The sequence below is a fragment of the Pseudonocardia kujensis genome (assembly GCF_021283305.1).
In the GTDB taxonomy this organism is placed as follows: Bacteria; Actinomycetota; Actinomycetes; order Mycobacteriales; family Pseudonocardiaceae; genus Pseudonocardia; species Pseudonocardia kujensis.
Map to the genome: position 1 here is coordinate 1 of NZ_JAJSOK010000071.1, position 15,146 is coordinate 15,146.

The window sequence follows — 15,146 nt, forward strand, 5'->3', positions numbered from 1 at the left end:
AGCAGGAGGTCGATCAGCTCGCGCTGCACCGCGTACCCGTCGGCCATCCCGAGCGTCGGGTCGTCGTCGGTGAAGGGCGGGATGGGCGTGCGGGTGCGCCGGGCGTCGTAGAGCGCCCGGGCCTTCGTCGCCGCGTCCGTCACGGGCATGGCACCTCCTGGTCCGGTGATCCGGTCCATCCTCCCCGGCCCGCCCAGCGCGGTCACGGCCACGGGTGGCGGCCGCCGCGATCTCGGTGGTCGGGGCGGTCTCGCGGGTCCTCGGCGCCCACACGGTCGCGGTGGTGCAGAGTGTCCGGAGGGCGGCGGCGACGGGGCCGGCGCCGTCGGCGCGTTCGTAGGGGCATCGTGGCCGTCGAGTTCGATCTGGGGACCCGCTACCGGTCGGACGGCGGCCCGGCGCTCCTCACGGGGGTGCAGGCCGTCACGCGGCTGCTGGTGGAGCAGCACGCGGCGGACGCGGCAGCGGGCCTGCACACGGCGTCGTTCGTCTCGGGGTACCAGGGCAGCCCGCTCGGCGGGCCGGACAAGACCCTCGCCGGGTTGCCCGAGCTGGTGGAGAGCGCCGGTCTGCGGTTCGTCCCCGGGGTCAACGAGGAGCTGGCCGCGACGGCGGTGTGGGGAAGCCAGGTCGAGGTGCCGGGCCACGAGCGGACCGTCGACGGCGCCGTGGGGGTCTGGTACGGCAAGGCCCCCGGCGTCGACCGGGTCGGCGACCCGTTCCGGCACGGCAACATCTGCGGCGCCCACCCGCGCGGCGGCGTGCTGGTGCTCGCCGGCGACGACCCGGGCTGCAAGTCCTCGACGATCCCGCGCGTCTCGGAGCGCACGTTGGCGGGCTACGGGCTGCCGGTGCTGTACCCCGCGGACGCGGCCGACGTGGTGCGGCTGGGCCGGTACGGCATCGCGCTCAGCCGGGCGTCGGGCATGTGGGTGGGGCTGAAGATCACCGCCGACGTGGCCGACGGCGTGTACGCGCTCGACCCGGCCGAGGTCTCCGACCTCGCGATCACCGTACCGGAGCTGGAGTGGGAGGGCCGGCCCTGGCGGTACCGGCAGTACCCGATGCTCGTCCCGCCGTCGTCGCTGGAGGCGGAGGCCCAGCTCTACGGGCCGCGCTGGGCGATGGTCCGGGCGTTCCTGGCCGCCAACCCGGTCGACGTCCTGGTGGACCCCGCGCCGAGGGCGACGATCGGGATCGTGGCCGGCGGCAAGGCGTTCTCACCCACCGCGAGGCCAGCGAGGTCGGCTCGCTCACGCAGATGGGCGGCGACGGCGCGCAGTGGATCGGCCAGGCTCCCTTCACCACCGCCGACCACATGTTCCAGAACATGGGCGACGGCACGTTCGCGCATTCCGGACAGCTGGCGGTGCAGGCGTGCGTGGCCGCCGGCGTCACGATCACCGACAAGCTGCTCCACAACCGCGCGGTCGCCATGACCGGCGGGCAGGAGGCCGAGGGCGGGCTCGAGGTGCCCGCACTGGCGGCGAAGCTGCTGGCCGAGGGCGTCGCGAGGGTCGTCGTGTGCGCCGACGAGCCGCACCGCTTCCGGGACCTGCCGCCGCTGCCCAAGGGCGTGGACCTCTGGCACCGGGACCGGTTCGACGAGGCGCAGCGGGTCCTCGGGGAGACCCCGGGCGTGACCGTGCTGATCTACGACCAGCGCTGCGCGGCGGAGTCCCGCCGGCTGCGCAAGCGCGGCGCGATCCCGGTCCGCCCCACCCGCGTGGTGATCGACGAGGCGGCGTGCGAGGGCTGCGGCGACTGCGGCGCGACGTCGAACTGCCTGTCGGTGCAGCCGGTGGACACCGAGTTCGGGCGCAAGACCCGCATCGACCAGACCTCGTGCAACACCGACTACTCCTGCCTGGCCGGGGACTGCCCGTCGTTCGTCACCGTCGAGGCGCCCGGCGGCCGGGCGGCGCGCCGCGAGCCGCCGGAACCGCCACCGGTGCCCGACGTCGCGGTGCCGGACGCCGGCGACGTCTTCCTGGCCGGGATCGGCGGCACGGGCATCGTCACGGTCAACCAGGTGCTCGGTTCCGCCGCGGTGCGCGACGGCAGGGCGGTCCACGGCGTGGACCAGACCGGGCTCTCGCAGAAGGCAGGCCCCGACGTCTCGCACCTGCGGGTGGGGGACCCCGCCGCCGTCGGAGCGGCCAACCGGGTCGGGACCGCGGACTGCTACCTCGCCTTCGACGCGCTCGTCGGGGCGGACTCCCGCTTCCTGGCCCACGCCGCGTAGGACCGGACCACCGCCGTCGTCTCGACGAGCCCGGTGCCCACGGGCGCCCAGGTCCGCGACGCCGGGTTGGCCCCGCCGGCCGCCGACGCGCTGCTCGCGCGGATCGCGGGGCGGTCCCGCGCCGTCGTCACGCTCGACGCGCAGGCCGCCGCCGAGGCCCTGTTCGGCGACGCGATGCCGGCCAACCTGCTGCTGGTCGGCGCGGCGTACCAGGCCGGGGTGCTGCCGGTGTCGGCCGCGGCGATCGAGTGGGCCGTCGAGCTCAACGGCGTGGCGGTCGCGGCCAACACCGCGGCGTTCCGGTGGGGCCGGGTGGCAGTCGCCGACCCGGCCGCGTTCGCGGCCGCGGTGCCGTCGGCGGCGGTACGGGATCCCGAGCCCTGCGGCCTCGACCTGGGCGAGCTGGCGGGCGAGACCCGGCGCCTGGTCGACGTCCGGGCCGCCGGGCTGGTCGCGTACCAGTCGGCGCGCACGGCCCGTAGGTACGTCGCCGACGTGCAGGCGGTGTGGCGGGCGGAGCGGGCGCTCGGCGAGGACACCCGGTTCTCCGAGGCCGTGGCGCGGGGACTGCACCGGCTCACGGCGTACAAGGACGAGTACGAGGTGGCGCGACTGCTCACCGATCCGGTGTTCGAGGCGCGGCTCGCGGCGGAGGTGCCGGGCGGCACGCGGATGCGGTACCGGCTGCACCCGCCGGTGCTGAAGGCGCTGGGGAGGCGGCGGAAGATCGCGCTCGGGCCGTGGATGCGTCCGGTGCTGCGGACGTTGGCGAAGGGCAAGGTCGTGCGCGGCACCCCGCTCGACCCGTTCGGCCGCACCGAGGTCCGGAGATTGGAGCGGGCGCTGCGGGACGAGTACCGGGCGAGGGTGCTGCGGCTGGCGGGCACGCTCACCCCGGGGACCTACGACACCGCGGTGGCGGCGGCCGAGGCGGCGGAGCTGGTCCGCGGCTACGAGGACGTGAAGCTGGCCGGGGTGGTGCGGTACCGGGCGCGGCTGGCGGAGCTCGGCCTGGGGGAGGGCCGGCTGCGGCCGGAGCGGTCGACCCCACGAGCCCGGCCTCGTGACTCGTGACTCGTGACCCCCGACCCCCGACCCCCGGCCTCTTGACTCCGGCCGTCGAGGCGTTCCCGATCAGGTGACGCAGGTCCCGTAACGCCGTTCGCCGCGGGGAGAGGAGGGCGCCGCCGTGACCGCCCGCACACGACGCTCGCTCTCCGTCATCGATCGAGTGCCGTCGCCGACGACGAGCGGGGCTGGAGGCCCGTCCCTGCGGTGAACGGCGGGCGAACGACCCGCGTGTCGCGCCGACACGCCGATGCGGGAGGACTTGGGCCACTCGGCGCGCCACTCGATCCGGTGGTCTCGCCGGGCGCAACCGGACCGGGACAGGGCGGCCCCGGCCCCGCTAGCGTTGTCCGCGGATCACGACGAGGTCACGAAGAGGACACCGGGCCGGCATCCCCGAGCCGGCCCGCCCCGGCCCCCCACCGGACGTCCGGGCCCCGTCACGATCCGGAAGGAAGATCGTGGCACGGCATCGCTCCCCCCAGGGCCGTCGCGCGATCGCCGGGCCTCCGCTGCCCGCCGTCCCCGTGGCGGCAGCGGGGCCCGGCGGCCTGCGAACGAGCCTCCCGCTCCCCGGCGGCTCCCCGTCGTTCTCCTCGGCGTTCTCCCTGTCGTCCCCGCCCTCCGGCGTCACGTCCCTGCAGGCCCGGATGGCCGCGGTCGTCGCCGTCGGCGGCGTCGTGGCGGCGGCCGGGCAGGCCGCCTACTCGGGCGCGCTCCCGGACCTCGACTCCGGGGCGAACGCGCTGCGCGCGGGTCTCGTCGAGCTGACCACCCAGGCGTCCGCCCTCACCGGCGACCTCGGCGACACGGGCCTCGACGCCAGCCTCGACCCGGGCCTCGACGCGGGCTCCGGCACGGCCGACGCCGACGCGATCGCCGACCTCGGCGGCCGGCAGGTCCGCGTGCCGCTCGCGCCGGTCGCGGCGCCGCCCGCGGTGGCCGCGCCCGGTACGGTCGCCGGACCGGTGACCGGTGCGGACGTCGTGGCCGACGTGGTCAAGGCCGCCGATCTGCACCGGGCCGCCGCCGACGCCGCCCGCAGGGCGGCCGAGGAGGCGGAGGCCGCGCGGAAGGCCGCCGAGGCCGAGGCCGGGCGCCAGGCCGAGGAGCTGGCGAAGCCGGGCGCCTCCCGCGCCGCCGGTGGCGGGATCCAGATGGTGGTCGGGCGGGTGTCGTCGGGCTTCGGCATCCGCGGCGGCGCCCCGCACCAGGGTCTGGACATCGCCGCGCCGATCGGCACGCCGATCCACGTGCCGCTGGCCGGCACCGTGATCAGCTCCGGCCCCGCGAGCGGGTTCGGGCTGTGGGTGCGGGTGCAGCACGCCGACGGCACGATCACCACCTACGGCCACATCAACCGGTCGCTGGTGAGCGTCGGGCAGCAGGTGGAGGCCGGGCAGGAGATCGCCGAGGTGGGCAACCGGGGCCAGTCCACCGGGCCGCACCTGCACATCGAGGTCACCACCCCGGCCGGTACCAAGGTCAACCCGAAGCCGTGGCTCGACGAGCAGGGGATCGGCTACACCTGAGTCGCCCCGGCCGGGGTCGTCCGCCGGGCCTGCGGCCCACGGGCCGACGCGCTCGCCGTGGAGACGCCGGCTAGCGGTACGCCTCGAGCGCGCGGATCTTGTTGGTCACGTCGAGCGCCGCGACCTTGTAGGCCTCGGACAGCGTCGGGTAGTTCAGCACCGTGTCGACCAGGTAGTCGACCGTGCCGCCGCAGCCCATGATGGCCTGTCCGATGTGGACGAGGTCCGTGGCGTTGGTGCCGAACACGTGGACGCCGAGCAGCGTGCGGTCCTCGGTGGAGACCAGCAGCTTGAGCATGCCGTAGGAGTCGCCGACGATCGCGCCGCGGGCCAGCTCGCGGTACCGCGAGATCCCGACCTCGTAGGGGGTGGCGGACTCGGTCAGCTCGGCCTCGGTCTTCCCGCAGTACGAGATCTCCGGGACGGTGTAGATGCCGATGGGCTGCAGACCGTGCAGCTCGCGGGCCGGCTCGCCGAACGCGTGGTACGCCGCCAGCCGGCCCTGGTCCATGCTCGTCGCGGCCAGGGCGGGGAAGCCGATCACGTCGCCGACCGCGTAGATGTGCTCGACCTCGGTCCGGTAGTGCTGGTCCACGGCGATCCGGCCGCGCCGGTCCGCCGTGAGGTTCGCCTTGTCGAGCGCCAGCTCCTCGGTCACGCCCTGCCGGCCCGCGGAGTACATCACCGTGTCGGCGGGGATCTTCTTCCCGCTGGCCAGCGAGGTGATCGTGCCCTTCGCGGTGTTCTCGACGCGGGCGACCTCCTCGCCGAACCGGAACGAGACGCCCTGGTCGCGGAGGTGGAACTTCAGCGACTCGACGACCTCGGGGTCGCAGAAGTCCAGCATGGTCGCCCGCTTCTCGACGACCGTGACCTTGGTGCCCAGCGCGGCGAACATCGAGGCGTACTCGATGCCGATGACCCCGGCGCCGACCACGACCATCGAGGTGGGCACCCGGTGCAGGTGCAGGACGGCGTCGGAGTCGACGACGTGGTACTCCTCGTCGTCGAACTCGACCTCCGCCGGCCGGGCGGGCTTCGTGCCGGTGGCGATCACGACGTACTCGGCCGTGACCGTGCTGTGGTCGGCCCGCCCGGACCCGCTGACCGTGACCGTGTGCGGGTCCTCGAAGTGCGCGGTGCCGCCGAGGATGTCGACGTGGTTGCGCAGCAGCTGGCTACGGATGATCTCCACCTCGCGGCCCACGACGTGCTGCGTGCGCGCGAGCAGGTCCGCGATGGTGATCTCGGACTTGACCCGGTAGCTCGCCCCGTACATCTCGCGCTGGGCGAAGCCGGTCAGGTAGAGGACCGCCTCGCGCAGCGTCTTCGACGGGATCGTCCCGGTGTTCACGCAGACGCCGCCCATCATGTCGCGGCGCTCCGCGATCGCCACGCGCTTTCCGAGCTTGGCCGCGGCGATCGCCGCCTTCTGCCCGCCCGGCCCCGAACCGATCACCAGCAGGTCGTAGTCGTACACCGACCGTCCTCCCGTGCGCGTGTCGTGCGCCGTGCGCCCGGCCTCGCGGTGCGCACGCCGGGGACGCGCTGCTTCCCGGTCAGGGTTCCCCTGCGCGTTCACGAGGGCAACCACAGGACGTTACAACTGTGCGACGACAGGAGGCCGATCCGGTGGCGTGCTCGGCCCGGTCGGTCTACAGGGACCGGTGGGGGCCGCGGTTCCCGGTGCCCGGCGCGGCGGTTCTCCACAGCCGCGAGCGACCTCTCTCGCCGCCGTCGGTGACGCGGATGAGGCTGCCGGGCATGACTCCTGCGCCGTCTCCCGTGCCGCCCCCGGTCCCGCCGTCCGCCCTCTCCGCCCTGGCCGGGCTGTCCGGGCTGCCCGGGGACCCCGACTCCCCGGTGCGTGTCGGCACCGAAGGTCTCCTCGTCGCCGTGCCGGTGCTGATCGGGTTCCGGCCGCGGGACTCGCTGGTCATGATCGCGACAGGCGGGCCGCACGGCCGGCGGGTCGGCCTGACGCTGCGGGTGGACCTGCCGCCGCCGGACGACCCGGAGCTCGTGGCCGCGCTGTGCGAGTCCGCAGCCGCGGCGTTGTGCCGGGACGACCCGGAGGGCGCCGCCGTACTGGTCGTGGGCGGGGGTGAGCCGGGGGCCGGCCGGCCGGCGGCCCCCGGGGAGCCGGAGTGGCCGCCGCGGGCGGACGTCGCGGGCGCCGCCACGCTCGCCCTGCTCGAGCGGGAGATCGGGGTCCACACGGTGGCATGGGCCGCGGAGATCGCCGCCGGGGCGGCGTGGCGCTGCTACCCGCTGCACGACTGCGGCTGCGCAGGAACGCTGCCGGATCCCGCGGCATCGGTCCTCGCCGCGACCGCGGTGGCCCGCGGCGCGGTGGTGCGGGACTCGCGGGAGGAACTGGCGAAGGTGGTGGAGCCCACCGACGACGCTGCCGGTCCGGCGGCGGGTTCTGCCGGCCCGGCCGCGAGTTCTTCCGCCGCCGGGGCGGGCGGGGACAGTGCCGGGACAGCCGGATCGGTGGACCCGGGGTCGCCGGCGGGACAGCCGTCGGCGGTCGATCCGCGCCGTCTGCTACGCGACGCGCTGGCCGACGCCGCGGCCGGGCGGCTGGTCGTCGGGCGGCGGCTCGCCCGGGCGATGGCCTCGGCGTTGCGCCGGCCGTGGTTCCGGGACGAGGCCCTCGCGGCCTGCGCCGGGCCGACGGCGCCGGAGGCCGAGCAGCTCTGGGCGGCCCTGGCCCGGACCAGCCCCGGTGCGGACGCCGCGACCCCGGCCGCGCTGCTGGCCGTATCGGCCCTGCTGCGGGGCGACGGCGCGCTGGCCAACCTGGCCCTCGACCGGGCGCTCGGCGCCGACCCCGGCCACCGGCTCGCCCATTCCCTCCGGGCCGCACTCGACGGCGGCTGGGGCCCGCGGGAGATCCGGGCGTGGCTGGAGGGGGAGCGGTGAGCCCGCTCCTCCCGCGCCTTCGGCTGCGCGGCCCGGACGTGAGTGGCTCGGACCGGGCGGGCTCAGACCGGGAGGCGGTCCTGGGCGAAGCGCCAGGCGTCGCCGACCATGGTCTCCAGCGCCGTCCGCGTGGGGTTCCAGCCCAGCTCGGCGGTCGCGCGCTCGCTCGAGGCGATGAGGACGGCAGGGTCGCCGGCCCTCCGCGGCGCCACACGGGCGGGGATCGGGTGCCCGGTCACCGTGCGGCAGGCCTCCACCACCTCGAGCACCGAGAAGCCGCGGCCGCTGCCGAGGTTGTAGATGCCGTGCCGGCCCGGCTGCGCCTTCTGCAGGGCGAGCAGGTGGGCGTCGGCGAGGTCGTCGACGTGGATGTAGTCCCGCAGGCAGGTGCCGTCCGGGGTGTCCCAGTCGTCGCCGTAGATCGCGACGGTCTCGCGGGAGCCCGCGGCGACCTGCAGCACGATCGGGATCAGGTGCGTCTCCACCGCGTGCCGCTCGCCGAAGCGGCCGTGGGCGCCGGCCACGTTGAAGTAGCGCAGGCTGACCGCGGCCAGACCGTGGGCCGTCGCGTACGAGGTGATCATGGTGTCGATCGCGAGCTTGCTGGCGCCGTAGGGATTGGTCGGCCGGGTCGGCGCGTCCTCCCGGATCGGCACCTGCTCCGGCTCGCCGTACACCGCGGCGGTGGAGGAGAAGACCAGCCGCGGGGTGCCGTGCTCGCGCATCGCCTCCAGGAGCCGGAACGTGCGGACCACGTTGTTGTCCCAGTACAGCTGCGGCTTCTCCACCGACTCGCCGACCAGCGAGCGGGCGGCGAAGTGCAGCACCCCGTCGAAGCCCTCGGCCAGCAGCGGGCCCGCGGCCTCGGACAGCTCGCCCTCGACGAAGCGGGCGCCCTCCGGCACCGCGTCGGCGTGCCCGGTGGACAGATCGTCGAGCACCACGACCTCGTGCCCGGCCTCCACCAGGTGGGCTGCGTTGACGCTGCCGACGTAGCCCGCGCCTCCGGTGACGAGCAGCTTCACGAGGTCCTCCCTGGGTCCGGCTCTCCTCCGCGGAACGGTCTCACGCCCGGCCCGGTTCCCCGCGCGCGCCCCCGGACACGCCGCGAGCCCCGGCGGCCGGGCCGGGGCTCGTGGTGGGACGGGCGTACGGGAACGTGCCGACCGCCGGTGGCGGCCCGCACGGGCGGGAAGCGCGGGTCAGACCGCGCGGACGAGGACCGCGTGCGCGATCAGGGGCGCGACGGTGGCCGTCTCACCGCCCGAGGTGACGGGCACGGGGTCGCCGAAGCGCGGGATGGCGCCGACCTCGACGTCGCCGCCCGGGACGATCCCGGCCAGTTTCAGCTCGGCCATCAGGTCCGCGTCCACCTGCACGTGCTCCGCGATCCGGCGCACCTCGACCCGGCCGCCGCCGCGCCGGGCGAACTCGTCGAGCCGCTGCAGCCCGACCTCGAGGGTCGGCGGCGCGGAGGTGCGCGTGGCACCCGCCGCCGCCGCGGGGGCGCGCAGCTCGTCGAGCCCCGGGATCGGGTTGCCGTAGGGCGAGACCTGCGGGTCGTCGAGCAGCGCGACGAGCTTGCGCTCCACCGCGTCGCTCATCACGTGCTCCCAGCGGCAGGCCTCCGCGTGCACCAGCTCCCACTCGAGGCCGATGACGTCGATCAGCAGGCGCTCGGCGAGGCGGTGCTTGCGCATCACGGCCACGGCCCGGGAGCGGCCGTCCTCGGTCAGCTCGAGGTGGCGGTCGCCGGCGACGACGACGAGACCGTCGCGCTCCATGCGCGCCACCGTCTGGCTGACGGTCGGACCGCTCTGCCCGAGGCGCTCGGCGATCCGCGCGCGCAGCGGGACGACGCCCTCCTCCTCGAGCTCGTAGATGGTCCGGAGGTACATCTCGGTGGTGTCGATGAGATCGTTCACGGCCGGCCCCTTCGTTCGTCTGACCAGTCTAGCGGCGCCGGTCGCAGCGTTGTCGCAGCGTCGTCGGCGGGCTCGCGGTGGTCGTCGGTTGGACGCTGCTGCGTGGTGGGAGATGGTCAGGGGACGTTCCGCGGGCCCGGGCGCGGACCCGGTTCCGTGCGACGCCCTCCGTCACCCGCCCGGGTACCGCCGCGAGCAGCGCGGGGCGGCGGCGCCCGGGGCGGCGGACGCTTCGGCATCGAGGATAGACCGTGCAGGATGGTGCGCGTGTCCCCGCCGAACGACGAACCGCACGACGCGCCCCACGACACGGCGCCCGGCACGGCGCACGACGCGGCGGCCGACGCGCCGGCCGCCGACCGCTCCGCTGCCGCGCCGGAACCGGGCTGGAGCGCCCCGCTGATCCGCCCCGCGGGTCTCGCGGCCGTGCTCGGCGGGCCCGACCGGCCGGTGGTGCTCGACGTGCGGTGGCGCCTCGGCGGGCCGCACGGCCGCGCCGACCACCTGGCCGGGCACGTGCCCGGTGCGGGTTTCGTCGACCTGGACTCGGAGCTGGCCGACCCGCAGCGGGTCGGCGGGCTCGGCGGGCGGCACCCGCTGCCGTCGGTGGCGCGCCTCGAGAAGGCGCTGCGGCTGTGCGGGGTCCGCGCCGGCTCCCGCGTGGTGGCCTACGACGACGGGGACGGCTCCGTCGCCGCCCGCGCCTGGTGGCTGCTGCGCTGGGCCGGGCTGCCCGCGGACCGGGTCGCGGTGCTCGACGGCGGCTGGGCCGCCTGGCGCGCCGCCGGCCTGCCCGAGGAGACCGGGGCGCTGCCCCCGCAGCACGGCACGATCGTCGTCCGGCCCGGCGGCATGCCCGTGGTCGACGCGGACGGCGCGGCGGTGATCGCCGGCGCCGGCGTGCTGCTCGACGCCCGCGCCGCCGTGCGCTACCGCGGCGAGCAGGAGCCGGTCGACCGGCGGGCGGGGCACATCCCGGGGGCGGTCAACGCGCCGTCGGCGGGACACGTCGGACCGGACGGGCACTGGCTCCCGCCCGAGGAACTGGCCGAGCGCTTCCGCACCCTCGGCGTGGGACGGGGGCCGGTGGGCGCGTACTGCGGCTCCGGGGTCACCGCGTCGTCGGTCGTGCTCGCACTGGAGGTGGCGGGCCTGCGCCCGCCCGAGCGGCCGGCGATGCTCTACGCCGGGTCGTGGTCGGACTGGAGCGCCGACCGGCGCCGGCCCGTCGCGACCGGCGAGGAGCCGGGCGACCCGGGGCAACTGTGAGGGTCGCCGTGCCGACCGCCGCGAGCACCCCGCCGGGACCTCCGACACGTGGCCGCTCGCGCGCGATTCGCCTACCGTCCGCGTCATGAGCCCGCGCACCTCGGTGGTCTGGACACCGGAGTTCCTCACCTACCAGCTCTCGGACGACCATCCGCTCAATCCGGTGCGGCTCGACCTGACGATGCGGCTGGCGAGCCAGCTGGGCGTGCTCGACGGCGTCGAGCTGCTCGCGCCGGAGCCGGCCACGGAGCAGGACCTGCTGCGCGTCCACGAACCCGGCTACCTCACGGCGGTGAAGTCCGCGCCGGAGATGCCGTTCGACGTCGGGCACGGGCTCGGCACGGACGACAACCCGATCTTCTTCGGCATGCACGAGGCCGGCTCCCTGATCTGCGGGGGCTCGCTGCTCGCGGCCCGGGAGATCGCGGAGGGCCGTGCGGACCGGGCGGTCAACATCGCCGGCGGGCTGCACCACGCCATGCCCGGCCGGGCGGCCGGGTTCTGCGTCTACAACGACTGCGCGGTGGCCATCGCCTGGCTGCTCGAGCAGGGCTACGAGCGGATCGCCTACGTCGACGTCGACGTGCACCACGGCGACGGCGTCCAGGCCGTCTTCTACGACGACCCCCGGGTCATGACCATCTCGCTGCACCAGCACCCGCTCACGCTGTGGCCGGGCACCGGCTGGTCGGCGGAGCTGGGCAAGGGCAAGGGCGAGGGGTACGCCGTCAACATCCCCCTGCCCCCCGGCACCGGCGACGCGGGCTGGCGCCGCGCCTTCCACGCGATCGTGCCCTCGCTGCTCGAGGAGTTCCGCCCGCAGATCCTCGTCAGCGAGTGCGGCGCCGACGCGCACGCCGAGGACCCGCTGGCGAACCTGGAGATGTCGGTCGACGGGCAGCGCGAGACCTACCGGGCCATGCGTGAGCTGGCCGAGACCACGGCCGGCGGGAAATGGCTCGTGCTCGGCGGCGGCGGGTACGCGCTGTTCCGCGTGGTGCCGCGGGCGTGGACCCACCTGCTCGCGACGGTCCTCGACCGCGACCTCGACCCGGCGACGTCCATCCCCGCGGACTGGACCGCCCACGCCACCTCGCTCACCCGGATGCCGCTGCCGGTCGCCATGACCGACGACGCCGACCCCAGCTACTCCCCGTGGGGCGACGGCGAGGCGGACCGGGTCGACGGCGGCCTCGTCGACACCCGGCGGGCCGTCTTCCCCCTGCACGGCCTCGACCCCGACGACCCCCGGGACTAAGCCCATGCCAGATCGCGCGCCCGACCGGGCCGACCGGACCACCACCGACCCCAGAACGCCGCCCGGCGGCCACGCCGGCGCCCAGACCGGCACCGCGACCGCCGAGCCCCCGACGAACGGGGCCGGTGGTGCCCCGGCGACGAGCGCCCCCGCACCGGCCGAACCCGCCTACCCCCGGCACTGGGAGGCGGACATCGTCGCCTCCGACGGCCGGATCGTGCACCTGCGGCCGATCCACCCGTCCGACGCCGACGCGTTGCTGGCCTTCCACCAGCACCTCTCCGACCGCACCCGGTACCTGCGGTACTTCGGGCCCTACCCGCGGATCCCCCCGCGCGACCTCGAGCGGTTCGTCACGGTCGACCACCACAAGCGGGTCGCCTTCGTCGCGCTGCTCGGCGACGAGATCATCGCCGTCGGCCGTTACGAGGGCCTCGGCGACCCCGCCGAGCCGGACGCCCCCGTGACGTCGGCCGAGGTCGCGTTCGTGGTGCGGGACGACCACCAGGGCCGCGGACTGGGCTCGATCCTGCTCGAGCACCTGGCCGCGGCGGCCCGGGAGAACGGGCTGGACCGCTTCGAGGCCGAGGTGCTGGTCGAGAACCACACCATGGTCCGCGTCTTCCGCGAGGCCGGGTACCAGGTGCGGCGGGCCTTCGCCGAGGGCGTGCTGCACCTCGAGTTCGACATCGACCCCACCGAGCGCTCCCTCGCCGTGCGGGACTCGCGCGAGCAGGCCGCGGAGGCCCGCAGCGTCGCGAACGTCCTCAACCCGACGTCGGTCGCGGTCATCGGCGCCTCCACCGACCCGTCGAAGATCGGCCACGCGGTCCTGGCGAACCTGTTGCGCGCCAACTTCACCGGACCCGTCTACCCGGTGAACCCCGACGCCCGTTCGGTGCGCGGTGTGCGCGCCTACGCCTCGGTCACGGACATCCCCGACCCGGTCGACCTGGCCGTCGTGGCCATCCCCGCCTCGGGGATCGACGAGGTCATGGACTCCTGCCTGGAGAAGGGGGTCAAGGCGCTGGTCGTGGTCAGCTCCGGGTTCGCCGACGCCGGCGGGCGCGGCGTCATCGCCGAGCGCAAACTCGTCGCCGAGGCCAGGGCGCACGGCATGCGGGTGATCGGGCCGAACGCGCTGGGCGTGGCCAACCTGGCCGACGAGGTGCGGCTCAACGCCAGCCTCGCCCCGGACCTCCCGCCGCGCGGCCGGGTCGGCTTCTTCAGCCAGTCCGGCGCGCTGGGCACGGCGATCCTGGCGACGGCCAAGTCCCGCGGCCTCGGCCTGTCGACGTTCGTCTCCGCCGGTAACCGCGCCGACGTCTCCGGCAACGACCTGCTGCAGTTCTGGCAGACCGACCCGGCGACCGACGTCGTGCTGCTCTACCTGGAGACCTTCGGCAACCCGCGCAAGTTCGGCCGGCTGGCGCGCCGGCTCGCCCGCACCAAGCCCGTGGTGGCGGTGAAGAGCGGGCGGCACGCCCGGCCCGAGCGGCTCCGGGAGCGTGCCGTCCCGATCGACGACGCGAGCGTGCGGGCGCTGTTCGAGCAGTCCGGCGTGATCCGGGTCGAGACCATCGCCCAGCTGTTCGACACCGCGCTGCTGCTGGCCTACCAGCCGTTGCCCAAGGGCAGGCGGGTCGCGGTGGTCGGCAACTCGACGGCGTTGAACGTGCTGGTCACGGACGCGCTGCGGGACGAGGGCCTGGAGACCGCGGGCGACCCGGTCGACGTCGGCGCGGCCGCGTCGCCGGAGGAGTTCGCCGCCGCCGTCGGCCGGGCGCTGGAGGCCGACGGGGCGGGCGAGGCGGACTCGATCGTCGTGGTGTTCGTGCCGCCGATCGCGACGCCGGGTGCGGAGTACGCACGGGTGCTGCGGGAGACCGCGAACAGCGGCGCGGACAAGCCGGTGGCCGCGGTGTTCCTGGCGATGGAGGGCGTTCCGGACGAGCTCGCCGTCCCGCTGCCCGACGGCACGCCCGGCCCGGGGTCGGTGCCCTCGTACGCCAGCCCGGAACGCGCGGTGCAGGCACTGTCCCGGGTGGCCCGGTACGCGGCCTGGCGGGAGATGCCGGTCGGGGAGTTCGTGCAGCCCGACGGCATCGACCTCGACCGGGCGCGGGCCGTGGTCGAGAGCCTCGGGGTGGGGGCGGAGGACGACGGCGCCACCCGCACGCTGACGGACGACGAGGCCGTCGAGCTGCTGGGCTGCTTCGGCATCCCCCTCACGGTGTTCCGCCGCGTCCGCGGGTCCGAGGCGGCCGAGAAGGCGGCCGACGAGCTCGGCTACCCGGTCGCGCTCAAGGCGGTGGGGGATCGGTGGCGGCACCGGACGGACCTGGTCGGCGTGCGCCTCGACCTGGGCTCGGCCGCCGCGGTCCGCCGGGCGTTCGCCGACCTCGAGCGGGTGACCGGCAAGGACGAGGTCTACGTGCAGCGGATGGCGCCCAAGGGCACCTCGTGCGTGCTGGAGGTGGCCGAGGACCCGTCGTTCGGCTCGCTGTTGTCGTTCGGCATCTCGGGCATGGCCACCCAGCTGCTCGACGACCGGGCCTTCCGGGTGGTGCCGCTGTCGACCGAGGACGCGGCGGCGCTGATCCGGGCGCCGCGGGCCGCGCCGCTGCTCACCGGGTACCGGGGTTCCGAGCCGGCCGACCTGGCCGCGCTGGAGGACCTGGCGCTGCGGGTGGGGACGATGGCCGAGGCCCTGCCGGAGCTGCGCTCGCTCGCGCTCGACCCGGTGCTGGCCTCGGCCGAGGGTGCCTTCGTCACCGGCGCCCGGGTCGTGCTGGGCCCGCCCCCCACGCGCGACGACCACGGCCCCCGCCGCCTCGGATGACGCATTATGGAACCATAATGCGCAATTCCGCCGTCTTCGAGAGCGTTATGGAACCATAATGCGCGAGAAGGTGGCTGTT

The 15,146-nt window shown here is 75.5% G+C and carries 11 protein-coding genes; 8 read left to right on the forward strand and 3 right to left on the reverse strand.

The features are described from left to right. Positions 1–347 precede the first annotated feature (347 nt). The 4 genes from LWC35_RS32245 (at position 348) to LWC35_RS32260 (ending at position 4,845) form a co-directional block, all read left to right on the forward strand. Positions 348–1,439, forward strand: a complete 1,092-nt coding sequence (locus LWC35_RS32245; RefSeq protein WP_232874186.1) for a hypothetical protein — start codon at positions 348–350, stop codon at positions 1,437–1,439. After that, positions 1,382–2,245, forward strand: a complete 864-nt coding sequence (locus LWC35_RS32250) for a 2-oxoacid:acceptor oxidoreductase family protein (RefSeq protein WP_232874188.1) — start codon at positions 1,382–1,384, stop codon at positions 2,243–2,245. The genes LWC35_RS32245 and LWC35_RS32250 overlap by 58 nt, the downstream gene beginning before the upstream one ends. A gap of 33 nt (positions 2,246–2,278) precedes the next feature. Continuing rightward, on the forward strand, positions 2,279–3,319 hold the full coding sequence (locus tag LWC35_RS32255) for a DUF6537 domain-containing protein (RefSeq protein ID WP_232874190.1): 1,041 nt from the start codon (positions 2,279–2,281) through the stop codon (positions 3,317–3,319). Between the two features lie 455 nt (positions 3,320–3,774). After that, entirely contained in the window at positions 3,775–4,845 is a 1,071-nt protein-coding gene (locus tag LWC35_RS32260; RefSeq protein ID WP_232874192.1) for a M23 family metallopeptidase, read from the forward strand. Positions 4,846–4,915: 70 nt separating this feature from the next. On the opposite strand, the gene sthA is transcribed toward LWC35_RS32260, so the two are convergent. Continuing rightward, positions 4,916–6,325, reverse strand: a complete 1,410-nt coding sequence (sthA, locus tag LWC35_RS32265) for a Si-specific NAD(P)(+) transhydrogenase (protein WP_232874194.1) — start codon at positions 6,323–6,325, stop codon at positions 4,916–4,918. Positions 6,326–6,609: 284 nt separating this feature from the next. Here sthA and LWC35_RS32270 point away from each other — a divergent pair, with 284 nt between their 5' ends. Continuing rightward, entirely contained in the window at positions 6,610–7,773 is a 1,164-nt protein-coding gene (locus LWC35_RS32270; RefSeq protein WP_232874195.1) for a DUF4192 domain-containing protein, read from the forward strand. Positions 7,774–7,835: 62 nt separating this feature from the next. Here the strand turns inward: LWC35_RS32270 and galE are convergent, their stop codons facing one another. Further along, positions 7,836–8,798: a UDP-glucose 4-epimerase GalE gene (gene galE / locus LWC35_RS32275; RefSeq protein WP_232874197.1), complete on the reverse strand. Its 963-nt coding sequence runs from the start codon at positions 8,796–8,798 to the stop codon at positions 7,836–7,838. Positions 8,799–8,975: 177 nt separating this feature from the next. Then, a complete protein-coding gene (locus LWC35_RS32280) occupies positions 8,976–9,698 on the reverse strand; it encodes an iron-dependent transcriptional repressor DtxR (protein WP_232874199.1) in 723 nt (240 codons plus the stop codon). A gap of 399 nt (positions 9,699–10,097) precedes the next feature. On the opposite strand from LWC35_RS32280, the gene LWC35_RS32285 reads away from it, so the two are divergent. The 3 genes from LWC35_RS32285 (at position 10,098) to LWC35_RS32295 (ending at position 15,067) form a co-directional block, all read left to right on the forward strand. Beyond that, positions 10,098–10,967, forward strand: a complete 870-nt coding sequence (locus LWC35_RS32285; RefSeq protein ID WP_232874231.1) for a sulfurtransferase — start codon at positions 10,098–10,100, stop codon at positions 10,965–10,967. 85 nt (positions 10,968–11,052) lie between these two features. Then, positions 11,053–12,225, forward strand: a complete 1,173-nt coding sequence (locus LWC35_RS32290; protein ID WP_232874201.1) for an acetoin utilization protein AcuC — start codon at positions 11,053–11,055, stop codon at positions 12,223–12,225. Positions 12,226–12,229: 4 nt separating this feature from the next. Further along, positions 12,230–15,067, forward strand: a complete 2,838-nt coding sequence (locus LWC35_RS32295; protein ID WP_232874203.1) for a bifunctional acetate--CoA ligase family protein/GNAT family N-acetyltransferase — start codon at positions 12,230–12,232, stop codon at positions 15,065–15,067. Positions 15,068–15,146: the final 79 nt, after the last annotated feature.

What these genes read in the sequence shown, in the direction of transcription:
- LWC35_RS32295 (WP_232874203.1), top strand. Translation starts at nt 12,230, where the DNA reads ATGCCAGATCGCGCGCCCGACCGGGCCGACCGGACCACCACCGACCCC.
- LWC35_RS32270 (WP_232874195.1), top strand. Translation starts at nt 6,610, where the DNA reads ATGACTCCTGCGCCGTCTCCCGTGCCGCCCCCGGTCCCGCCGTCCGCC.
- LWC35_RS32290 (WP_232874201.1), top strand. Translation starts at nt 11,053, where the DNA reads ATGAGCCCGCGCACCTCGGTGGTCTGGACACCGGAGTTCCTCACCTAC.